Origin of the sequence: Streptococcus parasanguinis (assembly GCF_015556095.1) — a bacterium.
GTDB classification, from domain to species: Bacteria; Bacillota; Bacilli; order Lactobacillales; family Streptococcaceae; genus Streptococcus; species Streptococcus parasanguinis_Q.
In genome coordinates, this window is the sequence record NZ_JADNLT010000012.1 from 1 (window position 1) to 16,404 (window position 16,404).

Consider the following 16,404-nt stretch of genomic DNA (forward strand, 5'->3'; position numbering starts at 1 on the left):
AGTAGGGCTGTAAAAGCTGATGAAATCAGCGTAGTAGAGCCCACTCAACCACTGCGTCTTGCTCGACAATCCAAAAATAATTGAGAGGCTAGGACTTTTGTCCCAGCCTCTTCAAAAAAGAAAAGGAAACCATTATGCCAATTCAAAATAAAACCATGTTAATTACTTACTCAGATAGCTTAGGAAATAACCTTAAGGATCTCTATGAAAATCTGGAGAAATATTTTGGAGATGCAGTAGGTGGAGTACATCTCTTGCCATTTTTTCCATCAACTGGTGATCGTGGCTTTGCGCCTGTAGACTATGATCAAGTGGATCCAGCCTTTGGAGATTGGGAAGATGTCAAACGCTTGGGGGACAAGTACTATCTTATGTTTGACTTTATGATCAATCATATTTCCCGCCAGTCTAAGTATTATAAAGACTACCAAGAAAAGCACGACCAAAGTGCCTACAAGGATCTCTTTCTCAACTGGGACAAGTTCTGGCCGGAGAATCGTCCGACTCAAGCAGATGTAGATTTGATTTATAAGCGCAAGGACCGGGCTCCTAAACAAGCCATCACTTTTGCGGATGGGACGACTGAGCATCTCTGGAATACTTTCGGGGAAGAGCAGATTGACCTAGACGTGACCAAGGACGTGACCATGGACTTTATTCGCAAGACCATCGAACACCTGGCGAGCAATGGCTGTGACCTCATTCGTTTGGACGCCTTTGCCTATGCGGTGAAGAAATTGGACACCAATGATTTCTTCGTGGAGCCAGACATTTGGGATTTGTTGGATAAGGTGCGCGATATGGCGGCAGGCTACGGTGCTGAGCTTCTTCCAGAGATTCATGAGCACTATACCATCCAATTTAAGATTGCCGATCACGACTATTATGTCTATGACTTCGCGCTACCCATGGTAACCCTCTATAGCCTCTATAGTTCAAAAGTGGAGCGCCTTGCCAAGTGGTTGAAGATGAGTCCGATGAAGCAGTTCACGACGCTGGATACCCATGATGGAATTGGGGTGGTTGATGTCAAGGATATCTTGACAGATGAAGAGATTGACTATGCTTCAAATGAGCTCTATAAGGTAGGAGCAAATGTTAAACGTAAATATTCCACAGCAGAATACAACAACTTGGACATCTACCAAATCAATTCGACCTACTATTCAGCGCTCGGAGATGACGATCGTAAGTACTTCCTAGCCCGTTTAATTCAAGCTTTTGCGCCAGGCATTCCACAAGTTTATTACGTTGGATTCCTAGCTGGGAAGAATGATTTGGAACTCTTAGAAAACACCAAAGAAGGCCGCAATATCAACCGTCATTACTACAGCAATGAAGAAATCGCTCAAGAAGTAGAGCGTCCAGTCGTACAATCCCTTCTCAAGATCTTTAGTTTCCGGAACAACTCGCAAGCTTTTGACCTAGAAGGAAGCATTGAGGTGGAAACACCAGATGAACATACCATTGTCATCACCCGTCAAAATAAAGACCAAACTGTCACAGCAGTAGCTCGAATCGATCTTGCTGAGGGCACTTACCAAGTGACAGAAAATGGTCAAGATATTGTGTTTTAAAAACCATACGAGAAAACAAAGGGATAAGTGAAAAACGCTTATCCTTTTTTAAAACAATCGCATGTAACCGTTTACAAAACTATAAAACAATGGTACAATATCTATTGAAAGAAAGGAGGTCGCTTTATGAAAAAAATCATTTATCCATCTGCGGCCCTATTAACGGCTTTTGCTCTATTATCCGTCCAAACAGCAAAAGCAGACACAGCTCAAGCGTCGGATCAAGCTAATGAACCGGCAGCAACAGTAGAAGAGGTGGTGGCTTCTCCAACGCCAGAAACCACTACAGAAAATCAGGGAGAAGTGGCCGAAACGCCGACTTCAACAGACCGTGCAGCTGTCCCTGCTGACTCCCCAACGGTAACATTGACAGAGACGGCATCTCCTGAAGTGGAAAAACTGATTGAAAACATGCCACTTAAACAAAAGGTGACTCAAATGATCATGCCGGACTTCCGTAAGTGGCAGGAGGCTAATCAGGAGTCGCCACAGGATCTCACCAAGGTCAATGCTGAAGTAGCAGATGCGATTGATAAATATGATTTTGGAGGCGTCATTCTTTTTGCTGAAAACGTCAAAGAGACCAAGCAGACCCTGGCTCTGACGCAAGATATGCAAAAGGCAGCGATTGAAAACAAAGCCAATAACGGGAAGATTCCGCTATTATTAGCCATCGACCAAGAAGGGGGGATCGTCTACCGCTTGGGGACAGGTACAGCCCTTCCTGGCAATATGGCCATTGGGGCTACCAATGATCCCAAACTAGCGAAAGAAGCCGGTCAAATCATCGGACGTGAACTTTCTGCGCTAGGCTTGAATGTGGACTTCGCTCCGGTTCTAGATACCAATAACAATCCTCAAAATCCTGTGATTGGGCTTCGTTCCTTCTCATCTGACCCAAATCGGGTTGCCTATCTTGGTATTCCGATGATGAAAGGCATTCAGGACTACAATGTGGCTGTAGCAGCCAAGCATTTCCCAGGTCACGGAGATACAGCGGTCGATTCCCATACGGGTCTCCCATTGGTGGATAAATCTCTTGCTGAGCTTGAAAAATTAGAACTCCTTCCATTCAAAAAAGCTATGGATGAAGGGGTCGACCTCTTGATGACAGCTCATATCCAGTACCCGCAGATTGAAAAAGATCAGGTCGTGTCAAAAGAAACGGGTGAGAAAATCTATGTTCCAGCGACTCTCTCTGATGATATTTTAACGGGCTTGGTACGGAAGAAATACGGCTATAAGGGCGTGATTGTCTCTGATGCCATGGGAATGGATGCTATCGCTAAGAACTTCGGTGAGGTGGAAGCCGTGAAGATGGCTATCAAAGCCGGAGTTGACCTGGTTTTGATGCCAACGACCCTTCGCAGCAAAGCCGATTTGACCAAGATTGATACCATCGTCAATGCAGTGGTAGATGCGGTCCAAACCGGTGACATCTCAGAAGAACGCTTAAATGAGTCGGTTCGTCGGATCCTGACCCTCAAAGAAAAACGTGGGGTCCTGAATTTTGATCCAAGTGCTCGGACAGCTGAAAAAGCAGAGGAAGCAGTCGGATCTAGCCTCAACCGTGACTTGGAACGCAAGATTGCAGCAGCAGCGGTGACGGTTGTAAAAAATGAAGACAATACCTTGCCATTTAAGGTGCAAACAGGGGACCATGTCTTACTACTCGGAGCTTTTGAAAATGAAGTCCCAGGACTAAATTTGGGCATGCGTCGCTTAATCGCGGATGGAGTGCTTCCAAAAGATACCTCCTTTGTGGCCAAGAACTTCACTAAGGAATCCACCCTTGATAGTCTAAAAGAAGACCTTGAAAAAGCCACCCATATCGTAGTGATTTCAGAGATCGGTTATGAAGGGCAACTGGATAAAGATTTCTGGCGGACCAAGATTCCAACAGAAATCGTCAATTATGCCAATACCAACCATAAGAAGGCAGCTGTCCTTTCTATCTCTAAACCTTATGATGTAGCCAACTATCCCGCAGCCAAAGCCATTTTAGCAGTCTATGGAAATAAGGGAATGGATCCAACGGAATCCCTCAAACCAGACAATGCATTTGGTCCTAATATTCCTGCAGGAGTGGAAGTCATCTTCAATGGCAAGGAACATCTAGGTACCTTACCGGTTGATATTCCAAAAATTGTAGACGGAAAAATGTCGGAAACAGAGTATGCCTACCGCATTGGTCATGGTCTTTTCTATCCAGCACCTGCTCCATTGCCAACACCAGAAGTCCAAGATCCAACTTCACCAGGCCAAGATCCAACTTCACCAGTCCAAGAACCAACCCATCAGACACAACCAGTAGAGGTTGGTAACACAGGAACTCAGGTCCTTGTTAGCAAGCAAGAAAAAGCTAGCACTCTTGATCGTCCACAAGTTATTCCGATCGCTGTGAAACAAGCCACTGATCAGGCTCCTGCAAGTGTTTCAGCAAGTCCTGCATCATCGGTATTGCCAAAAACCGGTCAAACAGGGAACCTCCTCTCCCTCATGGGCATCAGCCTCTTAACTTTCCTTGGATCTTTTGTCTATCCAAGAAAGAAACACTAAAGGATTCAGAATCTCAATTGGGTGATTTCCCAATTGAGATTTTTTGGTAAAAGTTTACTAAAATTAACTCGAGATGGCAATGATGGAATAGAAGTTGTAATCGGAGGAAAACCCTTTGTTATCGCCTTTCTGGGCATAAAATAAAAAATTAATAAAATTTTACTAAAAACACTTGAAGTTTTACTTGCGATCAGATATAATACAAGTATAAAAACGTTTACAAAACTAAAGGAGTTTCTCATGACGACAACAATCACATCTCAAGATTTACAAGCAAAATTCCAGGCTGTCTTTGGGGAAAAGGCTGACCACACTTTCTTTTCACCAGGACGGATCAATCTGATCGGTGAACACACGGACTATAATGGTGGTCATGTTTTCCCAGCAGCCATCACACTTGGTACCTACGGAGCTGCAAGAAAGCGTGAGGATAAGGTCTTGCGTTTCTTCTCAGGAAACTTTGAAGACAAGGGGATCATTGAAGTTCCACTTGAAAATCTCCACTTTGAAAAAGAGCACAACTGGACCAACTATCCAAAAGGCGTGCTCCACTTCTTGCAAGAAGCTGGTCATGTCATTGATAGCGGTATGGATGTCTATGTCTACGGCAATATTCCAAATGGATCCGGTCTTTCTTCTTCAGCATCGCTTGAGCTCTTGATTGGCGTCATCGCTGAGAAACTATATGATCTTCAGTTAGATCGTCTAGATCTGGTCAAGATCGGGAAACAAACCGAAAATCACTTCATCGGAGTTAACTCTGGGATCATGGACCAATTTGCCATCGGTATGGGAGCTGATCAACGGGCTATTTATCTCGATACCAACACCCTAGAGTATGATCTGGTACCGCTGGACCTCAAAGACAATGTCGTGGTCATCATGAATACCAACAAACGCCGGGAATTAGCGGATTCAAAATACAATGAACGCCGTGCGGAATGTGAAACTGCCGTCTCTGAACTCCAAGAAAAATTGGATATCCAAACCTTAGGGGAATTGGATCTCTGGGCTTTTGATGCCTACAGCTACTTGATCAAGGATGAAAATCGCATCAAACGAGCTCGCCATGCTGTACTTGAAAACCAACGGACCCTCCAAGCTCGTAAGGCACTTGAAGCAGGTGATTTGGAAGGCTTTGGCCGTCTCATGAACGCTTCCCACGTATCCTTGGAGCATGACTACGAAGTGACAGGTCTAGAATTGGATACCTTGGTGCATACAGCCTGGGAACAAGAAGGCGTCTTGGGCGCTCGTATGACTGGAGCAGGCTTTGGTGGTTGTGCCATTGCCCTCGTAAACAAAGATAAGGTTGAAGCATTTAAAGAAGCTGTCGGCAAACGCTATGAAGAAGTCGTTGGCTATGCGCCAAGCTTCTATATTGCAGAGGTTGCGGCAGGAACACGGGTGCTTGATTAAAAAGGAGATAGGATGACAGAACAGGTATTAGATGCATTTGTCACAGCCGTCATTGCGGCGAGTGACTACGAAGAGATGGATCGGATTTATCTAAAAAATCGCATCATGAGTCGCGTTGGAGAAGAAGGGCTAGATGCTCCAGCCCAAAAAGAAGAGTTGATCGCACTCAAAGATCAGCTGGTAGAGATCGCTGTTGCAAATAGCAAGATCCAGGATGGTATGGCCGCAAAAGACAGTTTGGGTGCGGAGTTGATGGATTGGATCACCCCTAGCCCTAGTCAGGTCAACCATCGCTTTTGGGAGACCTACCGTCAGTCCAAAGAAGACGCGATTGCAGATTTCTATGCCCTCTCTAAGCGCAATGATTACATCAAAGTCAAAGCCATTGCGCAAAACATTGCCTTTGAGGCAGAAACTCCCTACGGTTCTCTTGAAATCACCATTAATCTGTCAAAACCTGAAAAAGATCCTAAAGACATTGCGGCGGCCAAGCTTGCCAAAGCTAGTCATTATCCAGCCTGCCAATTGTGTTTTGAAAATGAAGGCTATCAAGGTCGCCTAGACCATCCAGCCCGGGCTAATCACAGGATTATTCGCTTTGATATGGACGGTCATGATTGGGGCTTTCAATATTCCCCTTATGCCTACTTCAATGAACACTGCATTTTCCTCGATAGCCAGCATGTTCCTATGGCCATTAGCCGCAAGACCTTTGAGCGACTCTTGACCATTGTCGAGACTTTCCCAGGCTATTTTGCAGGGTCCAATGCAGACCTGCCCATTGTAGGGGGATCCATCCTGACTCATGACCATTACCAAGGCGGACGCCATACCTTCCCTATGGAGCTAGCTCCTGTTGAGGAAAGCTTTAGCGTTGAGGGATTTGAGGCTGTATCGGTAGGAATTGTCAATTGGCCCATGTCGGTTCTCCGGTTGCAATCGGACAACAAGGCGCAATTGATTGCCCTGGCAGACCATATCCTAACAGCCTGGCGAGGCTACTCGGATCCAGCCGTTCAAGTCTTAGCGGCATCCGACGGTCAGCCCCACCATACCATTACCCCCATTGCACGAATTCGTGATGGGCATTATGAACTGGACTTGGTGCTCCGTGACAACCAAACCTCACCAGAGCATCCCGATGGCATTTATCACCCACATGCGGATGTGCAACACATCAAAAAAGAAAATATCGGCCTGATCGAAGTCATGGGCTTGGCCATTTTGCCACCTCGCCTCAAGGAAGAGCTCAAGCAGGTTCAAGACTATTTGCTTGGACGTGAGAGCACGGTAGCGACCTACCACCAGCCTTGGGCAGATGATTTGAAAGCCACTCACCCAGCTATCACAGAAGAAGCAGAGGCAGAGGCCCTTGTCCGTGAATCAGTTGGCCAGATCTTTGCGCGCGTGCTGGAAGATGCTGGAGTCTACAAGAGAACATCAGAAGGACAAGCTGCCTTTAGACGCTTTGTTGCGACACTTTAAGTGTGGAGAAGCGGCAGAAATTTGGTACAATAAGAGAGAAGACAATAAGCGAAAGGAAAACAAATGGCAATACTCGTACTCGGAGGAGCTGGTTACATCGGTTCCCATATGGTGGACCGTTTGGTCAATGAAGGACAGGAAAAAGTCGTCGTGGTCGATAGTCTGGTCACAGGTCACCGTGCAGCGGTGCATCCAGATGCCGTCTTTTACCAAGGAGATCTGGCGGATCAAGACTTTATGCGCACTGTTTTTAAGGAACATGCAGATATTGACGCCGTCATCCACTTTGCGGCCTACTCACTGGTCGCTGAGTCCATGGCCGATCCATTGAAATATTTTGATAACAATACAGCAGGCATGGTCAAGCTCTTGGAAGTCATGCATGAATGTGGGGTGCACTACATCGTCTTTTCTTCAACTGCTGCCACCTACGGCATTCCAGAAGAAATTCCGATTCTTGAAACCACTCCTCAAAAACCAATCAACCCTTATGGCGAAAGCAAGCTCATGATGGAAACCATTATGCGTTGGGCTGATCAAGCCTACGGCATCAAGTATGTGCCCCTTCGTTACTTTAATGTAGCAGGTGCCAAGCCTGACGGATCTATCGGAGAAGACCATGGACCCGAGACCCATCTCTTGCCAATCGTCTTACAAGTAGCCCAAGGCAAACGCGAGAAGATCTCTATTTTTGGAGATGACTATAAGACACCAGATGGCACCAATGTTCGGGACTATGTCCATCCATTTGACTTGGCAGATGCTCATCTTTTAGCGGTGGAGTATCTCCGAAAAGGGAATGAATCGACCGCCTTTAATCTGGGCTCATCGACCGGATTCTCCAATCTTCAAATCGTTGAAGCAGCTCGCAAGGTGACGGGACATCCGATCCCACTTGAGCTGGCCGATCGCAGACCAGGTGATCCAGATACTCTGATCGCATCCTCTGAGAAGGCGCGTGCCATCCTTGGCTGGCAGCCAAAATTTGACAATATCGAAACCATTATCCAAACAGCCTGGGCTTGGCATTCCAGCCACCCAGATGGCTACAATGATCGATAAGGAGGGACTGGGGACATCATTTTTGAGACTTTTTTAATAACATCTAAAACGACAGTTGATCTTGCTAAATGACTCGTTTCAGACGTCAGTCATTTCCTTAACCATCATAAAAAAGTGAGGTATTCAAAATGAATAAAACCACAAAAATGTTAGCCGTCTTCTTGACAGCGGGTCTTCTTTTAGCTGGTTGCGCACAAAAAGAGAGTACAAAATCTACTAGTCCATCGTCTACTAAGGCGACCAGTAAAGCAACAAGCAAATCATCCGCTAAAGAAAAGACAAAAGAGTCATCAACTGATGAAAGCAAAAAAGAAGATGCACTAGCAGGTGCACAAAAAACCGTTCTCGAAACGAGTGATGAAGCAGGTAAGTCAACCATCACCTTGTATTACAAGGGAGATACCTTGTTATTACAAGAAAAAGTTGATGATTACGACGTCTCAAAAGTTCCTGGTGAGAACCCTCTTGAAACCATGAAAGAAGCCGTTGCCAAGAGCCAAGAAAAATTCAAAGATCTGATGGGACATGGATTTGAACTAACATCAGAATATAAAGACGGAATCTTTTATATCCGCAATACCATTGATTACACAAAAATCGATTTTAATAAATTAAAAGAAATCGTCCCAGGCTTTAATCCTTTAGATGACAAAACAGTTAGTTATTCAGTAACGAAAGACAGTCTTATCAAAGGCGGAATGGTCGAAAAATAAACCAAAAGGAGAGCAACTCAGTTTGCTGCTCTCTTTTTGTTTTAGTATGAATTCATGGGTATATTTTGGTAGAATAGGATTTAAACAAAAGTGAGTTTAAAGAATGATTGGCAAAGGAATAAAGAAAATCCTTAAACTAAATTCTATTCATATATTTTAAATAGTAAGGCGGTTGTAAAATGACGAAAGCCCTATATATTCAAATAATATTCACCTTCACAGCTTTTTTTGGCTTCCTCCTTTTAATATATTTTTTATTCTATAAAAGGGAGAAGAATATCCAGAAATATTCAACTATGCAAGTTATTGGAGAAGTGGTTAAACATAGTTATTTAAATGGTTCGGATTTAGCTGCCTTACCAGTTGTTGAATATGTGGTAGAAGGAAAAATATATCAAAAACGTTTCTCTTATTCAACTTTTGAAACAACAACTTCGAAAAAAGCGAAAGCTGACGTATTTGATACAAAATTTATCAGAAGTCCTTATCATGTATTAGATTTAAGAAAAATATTCCCAATTGGTTCTAAAATGACGGTATGGTGTAATCCCCAAAAACCTAAACAAGGCTACGTTGAAAGGTATCCAGGTCATGACAGAATCTTACGATTACATATCATTATTTTTGGTACTCTCTATATATTATTGATTGTGATAGTTACTTTTTTCTATGTCATGTAACGGAATAAGAGAATGCAGTTTACTTCCAATTTGAGGAAGAAATATTAGGAGACCCTTGCTTTATTTCTACAAAAGAACTATATAAATTAGTTCTAGAGTGGAAAGAAATGGAAGAAAGAATGAAAAGAGGGGAAGATGTTTTTCCGGTGACTTTAGTGGATTGACGTTGAAAATAATTCCCAAAATAATGGAGAAGTGATGAACAATAAAGAATTTGAAGATTTATTTTATAAAGTCCCTGAAGGGGTTGATTATGCAGATATATTGGAAGATGTTGATCTAGAGGATGTTCCTGAAGAAACCATTCAAAAGTTGACTTCATTATTGGACAGTGATGATGACTATTTACGTTATCAAGCCTCTCGATTGTTGACCATTTGGGGAATTAGAGAAGGCTTTGATGTCTTGACTCAGATGTTCAGTCAAGGGCAATTAGAGTGGATGATTTCGCATCGTCTGTATGGCTATGATGATACCAATCGGATTTTTCTATATGATATCGTAAATTATTGGGCGAGCCGGTATGATTTGGGCGAAGAGAAGATGGCTAGAGGAGAAATTTGTCCTTATGTTTGTAAAATCATCGAACAGGCTGAGACTGGATATTATGATATTTCAAAAATATATCGCTTGGTTAGTGAGGAACATTATACGGAATACATCCCCTACTTGAAACACTTCCTTGCAACCATCTTGGACAAACCTGAGGATAATTATTGGCGAATTCATGATACCTTGAAGCTATTCCTCAAGGTAGATTCTGACTATGTGACACAGTTATTAAAAGAAAAGAACAAATCATTAGGAGATTTTGGAATCGAGGATAAAGGTGAAAGAAATTAAATTTTATAAAGTAAATGATGATTATGGTTTTATGTCCAATTTTGCTCCCTACTCTTTTTCAGATGGTAGCAATATCTGGCCAACATCAGAGCATTATTTTCAAGCACAAAAGTTTTTAGTGCCTGAAATTCAAGAGAAAATTCGTCAGATAGTATCTCCAATGGATGCTGCTATAGAGGGACGCAATCGTCAAAATCCCTTGAGACCAGATTGGGAAGAGGTCAAAGATAAAGTGATGCTCCAGGCGCTTCGAATGAAATTTATCCAAAATCCAGAAATCGCGAAAGAATTGCTCGCGACAGGAGATGCCATCCTCATCGAACATACACGAAATGACGACTACTGGGCTGATGGAGGAGATGGCTCTGGGAAGAACAAGCTAGGCCTTCTCTTAATGCAAGTACGGGAAGAGTTGAAAAACTCTACCCTGTAAGTTCTCTCCTCTAGCTATTCCATTTAACAGTCTGGGTTTTGTATAACAGTCAACTAGATAGTTACAATGATCAACAGGAGATATTTCTGAAGGTGTAATGTAAGATATTAGTGAAAAGATCGGAGAACATACATGAAATATAGTAAACTAGGCTGGGAAGAAGTTAGTAAGTTTGAGGAAATAAAAGGTTATGGACAACATATTTGGCGACATCATGAGAAATATTTTTTTGTTACAGATGAAGGGGGAATAGCTGAACAGAGGGTAGTCTATGAATTACCATTAGAACTATTTCAATCACCCTACCAAGTTTTTCTGAGTTACTTGAAAAGTCTAACTTAATTTGACAATTTAGGCAATAAAGAAATCCTAGACAAGCTTTTGAGCTATTCAGAAGACTTGAAATACCACTATAATCTCTATCAGCTCTTGCTTTTTCACTTTCAGAATAAGGAACCAGAGAAATTTTTTGGACTCATTGAAGACAATATAAAGAAGGTTCATTCTCTTTTTCAGACTGTCTTTAAAACATTTCTAAAGGACAAAGGGAAAATCATCAATGACCTTCAGTTATCCTATTCCAACGCAAAATTGGAAGCGACTAATAATCTCATCAAACTTATCAAACGCAATGCCTTTGGTTTTCGGAACTTTGAAAACTTCAAGAAGCGAATTTTCATCGCTCTGAATATCAAAAAAGAAAGGACGAAATTTGTCCTTTCTCGAGCTTAGCTTTTCTTCAACCCACTAAAGTTGACAAAGAGCCGTAGATTTTAGGTATTTACCTTGTCTACTTAAGAGGTATCATATCATCGAGATAAAGGTGATTTGTTTGTTCCTAAGAATCAGGTTTTAGGTTTGACTTGTGGCAACTTCTGGAAAAAGCTTGTCTAGAATTTTTGGAGTGATAGCTTGTCCAGGACCTTCAGCACAATAGGTGTGAATATACATAGCGGGATTGAAGTTGAGCTCGATACAAGTGAAATGAGGTTTTTCCTTGCTAGCAGGCTGAGTTTTATCTGGAATGATGAGGTCAACCCCGCAAGCCCAGGCCCCCATGCTAGTTGCCATAGCTGCTGCCAATTCTTGGTAAGAGGAATCTATTGTCTCAGTGACATCAATAGAGTCACCACCCGTAGAAATGTTGGAGTTACGGCGGAGATTGACCTTTTTCCCTTCTGGGAGAATATCATCAGGTGCATAACCTTGCTGAGTCAACATCAATTGTTCAATGTCTCCTAGCTTAATGATTTCCAGAGGTGAGCGGTGGTCACGGCCTCGCAATGGATTGGCATTTTTCTGAGCGACTAATTCACGAATGGTGTGTTTGCCATCACCGACAACATTAGCAGCGACACGAAGGAGGACAGACTCACAACGCCCGTCCAGAATGAAGAAACGGTATTCGGTTCCTGGGATAAATTCTTCAACAAGAACAGCTGTATCTTCTGCAAAGGCAATCTCGAGAGCTTTCTTATAGTTATCAAGGCTGGCAGGCTCTTGGAAAATGGAAATGCCCAGCCCGAAGTTGGTTGATTTTGGTTTAACCACAATTTGCTTGCCCTTGATAAGAGGATAGTAGGCTAGACCTTGTTCTAGACTGGTAAATTCGTCGCCGGCAGGGACAGGGAAGCCAGCATCAGCCAGGATTTTTTTGGTCACGGTTTTATTAGCCATGGCAAGAGGAACTACATAGTTGTCTTTTGAGGTCATGTTACCATTTTTGACGTACTCAACATGATCTTTATGCCAGAGTTTAAGGAATTGATCCTGCTCATCTAGGATTTCAAAATGAAGCCCTTTTTGAATGGCATCAAAGAGCAGCATCTGGGTAGAAAGTTCCATCTCCTCATAACCCTTAAGGGCATAGTGGGCAGTCCAGTCGTAATCATGATAGGCAAGCGCCTTGTCAAGGGCAAAGTCAGAAAGGGACTTGTCTTTGATATGAGGAAGAAGTTGAGCAGCTAGTGTCTGACTGGAATCTGCAAAGGCATCTTTAACTTGTTTGACCAGACCTTGATGATAGTCACCAAGCCCAAAATGTTGCACCAGTTGGTCTAGAGCTGTCGTAATGTTCTGAGTTTCAGCTTCAGAAGGTAGAGGTTCTAAAGGATGAGAGAGGGCAATTTTTTCATTCAGCGCGTGACCTTGAGCCAGAGCCTGATCAACATTTTCAGGGGCATCCAGCCAGAGGAAGGCTAGAAGGAGTAGGTGTACGGTATCCATGGTAGTTTGGCTAATACCGATACGCTCAAAGGGGTTGAGGTCGAAGTTACGGAATTCCAGGTAGGTGATTCCCTTGTCAAGGAAGGAGCGATTAACCTTTTGTCCACGGAAACGAACAGCCGAGTAAAATTCCTTTTCCGCAATCAAATCACCTTGTTCGATATAGTTTTCGATGGCAGAGACATAGTCTTCTAGGCTTGCAAAAGATACTTGTATTTCTTCCTTATTGACATAACCATGGTCGCTGTTTCGGAAGGAACGCACGAGTTCAGGCACTTCTTGGTCGAAGAAGCCTTGCTCAGCAACAGGTGCAGCCCCAAAAAGATAGGTAATCACCCAACGGTAGCGCAAGTAGTTTTGAGCCAGCTTAAGATAGAGGGCGTTTTTGAAGGCAATTATATCGGTCTGATTACTTTCTTGGAATAGGGCCTCAACCAAATCTTTCCCTAGTTCCATATTATAGTGGATACCTGAGATAGCTTGTAGTTTAGTTCCGTATTTTTCGGCCAGGTAGTTACGATAATAGCGTTCAAATTCATTTTCCAGTTGGGCAACTTGGATTTCTTGGGCGTTGATACGAGGAGGCATGGACAAGGGCCAGAGAAGTTCATCTTTACTGATGGAACGTCCAGCTACATCGGTAATGGCTCCAAGAAATCGACGAGCCTCAGTGGTAGATTTAGCAACTGGTGTGATGAGTTCCATCTGAAACTCACAAAAATCTGTTTGAATATAAGGGTGGAAACTTCGAGCTCCTAGCCATGAAGGGTGAGGCGTATGTGCTAATTTTCCCTGTCTATCGACACGAAGACTTTCGCGTTCAATTCCAAAGTTAGCTTGAAGGATAGGGCTAGTAGGCTCCAGCTTTTGAAGCAGTTGATTTATAGTCATAGAGTCACCTTTTCATCTAATGTTAGTGATAGTCTATTATAAATAGGAGAAGAAAACAACTTTCCGCTACGGTTAAGGGGAATTTCCGAATGTTTCAGATAAGAATTCTTAAAACCAATTGTTTTTTAGCTCTATTATATGCAAAAATTGTAAAATACCCACTGATTTTTATGTAAAATGTTATTTCTCTTGGAATTTAAATCAAATTAGCCTATACTAATGACGTATATATGAGAACGAAAGAATCCCTAGGGTCGGCACTGCACCCATAAAATGAGACACAAGAAAACACTCCTGTTGAATTCTGGTAAACTAGAAACAGGGGTGTTTTGTTATGGTCAAAAAGCATATTCAGTAGAAACTAAGCTAGCCTGTATCGAAATGAAGAAGGCAGGCAAATCAAATAAAGTTATCATGGATACCCTCAGCATCAAAAATGCTAGTCAGGCCAAGACCTGGTAGCGATGGTATCAGAATGATGAATTGTACCGTTTCCAACAACCCGTGGGGAAACAATATACTTATGGTAATGGGATGAAACAGTTATCTGAAGTGGAACAGTTACGTTTGCAGGTAGAATTACTAAAAAAGTATCAGAACTTGATAAGAGAATCGACAAAGTAAGTCTTATCAAGCTAGTAGAAGAGTATAAGAAAACGTGCCCTGTATCGATTATTTTAGAATGTTTCGGCGTCAAACGCTCCACCTTTATCGCTGGAAACAGGAGTGTAAGAATTCTCAGAAAAGAGGCGAAATAGCAGATAATGGCTGTATCGAATGGTTTCACTCTGTTCTCAAGTCTGAAACCTTCTATCTCCATAAGTGGAGAAACATAACTGAAGATAGTCTAACAGATATTGTCAAAAATTACATCATATTTTATCCTGATAATTATGTATCACCATTGAAATAGCCTGCGTGGAACTTGTTTAGACACCGTTAGTTGTGGACAAGTTTCTTTTTTTATTTTAGGTGCACTAAATGAATCTCTCCCAAAATGTGTTGAAAATATAAATAGAACTCTGGCTTTCTCCTAATGCAAATACGGGAAGAGTTGAAAAACTCCAACCTGTAACCTCTCCTCTAGCTATTCCACCTATTTCATGCTAGAATAAAGAAAAACACATTTGGAGGCATTATGAATCAGACAGTGACTTATTTGCAGGAATTGACAGCCATTCCTTCCCCGACCGGTTATACACGTGAGATCGCAGACTACTTGGTCAAAACCATTGAAGGCTTTGGGTACGAAGTAACTCGGACTGCTAAGGGTGGGGTGAATGTGACCGTGCCTGGTGTGATCACAGACAAGCAACGCTATGTCACAGCCCATGTGGATACCTTGGGAGCTATTGTCCGCGCGGTGAAAGCAGATGGCCGCCTCAAGCTAGACCGTATCGGCGGTTTCCCTTGGAATATGATTGAAGGGGAAAATTGTACGGTACATGTGGCTAATACCGGAAAGCCCCATTCTGGTACGATTTTGGTCCATCAGACTTCTTGCCACGTCTACAAGGATGCAGGGACTGTCGAGCGGACCCAGGACAATATGGAAGTCCGTCTGGATGAAAAAGTGAGCAATGAAAAAGAAACCCGTGCCCTTGGCATTGAAGTAGGTGATTTTGTCAGCTTTGATCCACGGACCATTGTGACTGATACTGGCTTTATCAAATCTCGTCACTTAGATGACAAGGTGAGTGCGGCGATTCTCTTGAATCTTCTGCGCGTGTATAAGGAAGAACAGATCCAATTGCCAGTAACGACCACCTTTGCCTTTTCAGTCTTTGAAGAAGTGGGACATGGGGCTAATTCTAGTATTCCAGCTGAAGTGGTCGAATACTTGGCAGTGGACATGGGAGCTATGGGAGACGACCAAGCGACGGATGAATACACGGTATCCATCTGTGTCAAAGACGCTTCTGGACCATATCATTACGAATTCCGTCAGCATTTAGTAGCTCTTGCAAAAGCTCAAGAAATCCCTTATAAGTTGGATATCTATCCTTTCTATGGATCAGATGCCTCTGCAGCCATGAGCGCAGGAGCAGAAGTCAAACATGCCCTCCTCGGAGCAGGGATCGAATCTAGCCACTCATATGAGCGGACTCATTTGGATTCTGTAGTCGCAACAGAGCGCATGGTCGATGCCTACCTCAAGAGCGACTTAGTAGAATAAAAATTGGAACTACTTTTGTGAGCTAGTTTGAGAAAGAAAATAATGTTTTTTCTTAGAAAATAACATAAGAAGTCTTTTTATAAAATATCCAGTCCTTATAGTTTTTCAAATCAAAACTGAGACTTTCCGCCGTGAGAAAAGTGCTTGAAATAGAATCATTTCAAGCACTCGGGAGTTTTGAAAGTAAAACAGTTCGGGGAACTGTTTTAGCCTGAGCCTAAAAATTGAAAAGCGAAGGGTTCAAAACTAATTGAACACGGGCTGCGGATTGTGTCAAAAAGATAAGTTCTCCTAGAATCGAAAGATTCTGCGTCAAACTTCCTATTTTGACTGTATCCGC

General features: G+C 42.8%; 12 protein-coding genes and 2 pseudogenes. 13 read left to right on the forward strand and 1 reads right to left on the reverse strand.

The annotated features are described in order from the left end of the window. Positions 1-134 precede the first annotated feature (134 nt). The 11 genes and pseudogenes from gtfA to I2E70_RS09240 form a co-directional block, all read left to right on the forward strand. Positions 135-1,577: a sucrose phosphorylase gene (gtfA, locus tag I2E70_RS09190; RefSeq protein WP_195424520.1), complete on the forward strand. Its 1,443-nt coding sequence runs from the start codon at positions 135-137 to the stop codon at positions 1,575-1,577. Positions 1,578-1,703: 126 nt separating this feature from the next. Continuing rightward, the gene (locus I2E70_RS09195; protein ID WP_195424521.1) at positions 1,704-4,136 is read left to right on the forward strand and encodes a glycoside hydrolase family 3 N-terminal domain-containing protein; all 2,433 of its coding nucleotides are present in this window, start codon (positions 1,704-1,706) and stop codon (positions 4,134-4,136) included. Positions 4,137-4,376: 240 nt separating this feature from the next. Next, positions 4,377-5,555 carry a galactokinase gene (locus I2E70_RS09200; protein ID WP_229060294.1) on the forward strand — a complete coding sequence of 393 codons (1,179 nt, stop codon included), beginning with the start codon at positions 4,377-4,379 and terminating at the stop codon, positions 5,553-5,555. A 12-nt stretch (positions 5,556-5,567) separates the two neighbouring features. Continuing rightward, complete coding sequence (galT, locus tag I2E70_RS09205; RefSeq protein WP_003007822.1) at positions 5,568-7,040, forward strand: UDP-glucose--hexose-1-phosphate uridylyltransferase; 1,473 nt, start codon at positions 5,568-5,570, stop codon at positions 7,038-7,040. Between the two features lie 63 nt (positions 7,041-7,103). Then, positions 7,104-8,102 carry a UDP-glucose 4-epimerase GalE gene (gene galE, locus I2E70_RS09210; protein WP_003007821.1) on the forward strand — a complete coding sequence of 333 codons (999 nt, stop codon included), beginning with the start codon at positions 7,104-7,106 and terminating at the stop codon, positions 8,100-8,102. A 128-nt stretch (positions 8,103-8,230) separates the two neighbouring features. Beyond that, entirely contained in the window at positions 8,231-8,815 is a 585-nt protein-coding gene (locus I2E70_RS09215) for a DUF1307 domain-containing protein (protein WP_003007820.1), read from the forward strand. A 179-nt stretch (positions 8,816-8,994) separates the two neighbouring features. After that, the gene (locus I2E70_RS09220) at positions 8,995-9,495 is read left to right on the forward strand and encodes a DUF3592 domain-containing protein (protein WP_070506286.1); all 501 of its coding nucleotides are present in this window, start codon (positions 8,995-8,997) and stop codon (positions 9,493-9,495) included. Positions 9,496-9,693: 198 nt separating this feature from the next. After that, a complete protein-coding gene (locus tag I2E70_RS09225; protein ID WP_195424523.1) occupies positions 9,694-10,338 on the forward strand; it encodes a hypothetical protein in 645 nt (214 codons plus the stop codon). Beyond that, positions 10,325-10,771, forward strand: coding sequence for an NADAR family protein (locus I2E70_RS09230; RefSeq protein ID WP_195424525.1), 447 nt, complete (start codon positions 10,325-10,327; stop codon positions 10,769-10,771). Before I2E70_RS09225 ends, I2E70_RS09230 begins: the two co-directional genes overlap by 14 nt. A gap of 132 nt (positions 10,772-10,903) precedes the next feature. Next, positions 10,904-11,113, forward strand: a complete 210-nt coding sequence (locus I2E70_RS09235; protein WP_031573799.1) for a hypothetical protein — start codon at positions 10,904-10,906, stop codon at positions 11,111-11,113. Positions 11,114-11,119: 6 nt separating this feature from the next. Next, positions 11,120-11,503 (forward strand): annotated as a pseudogene (locus I2E70_RS09240) (transposase); the annotation flags it as partial. Positions 11,504-11,623: 120 nt separating this feature from the next. Here the strand turns inward: I2E70_RS09240 and gshAB are convergent. Beyond that, positions 11,624-13,888 (reverse strand): bifunctional glutamate--cysteine ligase GshA/glutathione synthetase GshB, encoded by a 2,265-nt coding sequence (gene gshAB, locus I2E70_RS09245; RefSeq protein ID WP_195424527.1) that lies wholly within the window; start codon positions 13,886-13,888, stop codon positions 11,624-11,626. 381 nt (positions 13,889-14,269) lie between these two features. Between gshAB and I2E70_RS10605 the strand changes: the two are divergent. Both I2E70_RS10605 and I2E70_RS09255 read left to right on the forward strand, forming a co-directional pair. Beyond that, positions 14,270-14,476, forward strand: a pseudogene (locus I2E70_RS10605) (IS3 family transposase); the annotation flags it as partial. A gap of 550 nt (positions 14,477-15,026) precedes the next feature. Then, positions 15,027-16,064 carry a M42 family metallopeptidase gene (locus I2E70_RS09255; RefSeq protein ID WP_195424529.1) on the forward strand — a complete coding sequence of 346 codons (1,038 nt, stop codon included), beginning with the start codon at positions 15,027-15,029 and terminating at the stop codon, positions 16,062-16,064. Positions 16,065-16,404 lie beyond the last annotated feature (340 nt).

What these genes read in the sequence shown, in the direction of transcription:
- gtfA (WP_195424520.1), top strand. Translation starts at nt 135, where the DNA reads ATGCCAATTCAAAATAAAACCATGTTAATTACTTACTCAGATAGCTTA.
- I2E70_RS09195 (WP_195424521.1), top strand. Translation starts at nt 1,704, where the DNA reads ATGAAAAAAATCATTTATCCATCTGCGGCCCTATTAACGGCTTTTGCT.
- I2E70_RS09200 (WP_229060294.1), top strand. Translation starts at nt 4,377, where the DNA reads ATGACGACAACAATCACATCTCAAGATTTACAAGCAAAATTCCAGGCT.
- galT (WP_003007822.1), top strand. Translation starts at nt 5,568, where the DNA reads ATGACAGAACAGGTATTAGATGCATTTGTCACAGCCGTCATTGCGGCG.
- galE (WP_003007821.1), top strand. Translation starts at nt 7,104, where the DNA reads ATGGCAATACTCGTACTCGGAGGAGCTGGTTACATCGGTTCCCATATG.
- I2E70_RS09215 (WP_003007820.1), top strand. Translation starts at nt 8,231, where the DNA reads ATGAATAAAACCACAAAAATGTTAGCCGTCTTCTTGACAGCGGGTCTT.
- I2E70_RS09220 (WP_070506286.1), top strand. Translation starts at nt 8,995, where the DNA reads ATGACGAAAGCCCTATATATTCAAATAATATTCACCTTCACAGCTTTT.
- I2E70_RS09225 (WP_195424523.1), top strand. Translation starts at nt 9,694, where the DNA reads ATGAACAATAAAGAATTTGAAGATTTATTTTATAAAGTCCCTGAAGGG.
- I2E70_RS09235 (WP_031573799.1), top strand. Translation starts at nt 10,904, where the DNA reads ATGAAATATAGTAAACTAGGCTGGGAAGAAGTTAGTAAGTTTGAGGAA.
- gshAB (WP_195424527.1), bottom strand. Translation starts at nt 13,888, where the DNA reads ATGACTATAAATCAACTGCTTCAAAAGCTGGAGCCTACTAGCCCTATC.
- I2E70_RS09255 (WP_195424529.1), top strand. Translation starts at nt 15,027, where the DNA reads ATGAATCAGACAGTGACTTATTTGCAGGAATTGACAGCCATTCCTTCC.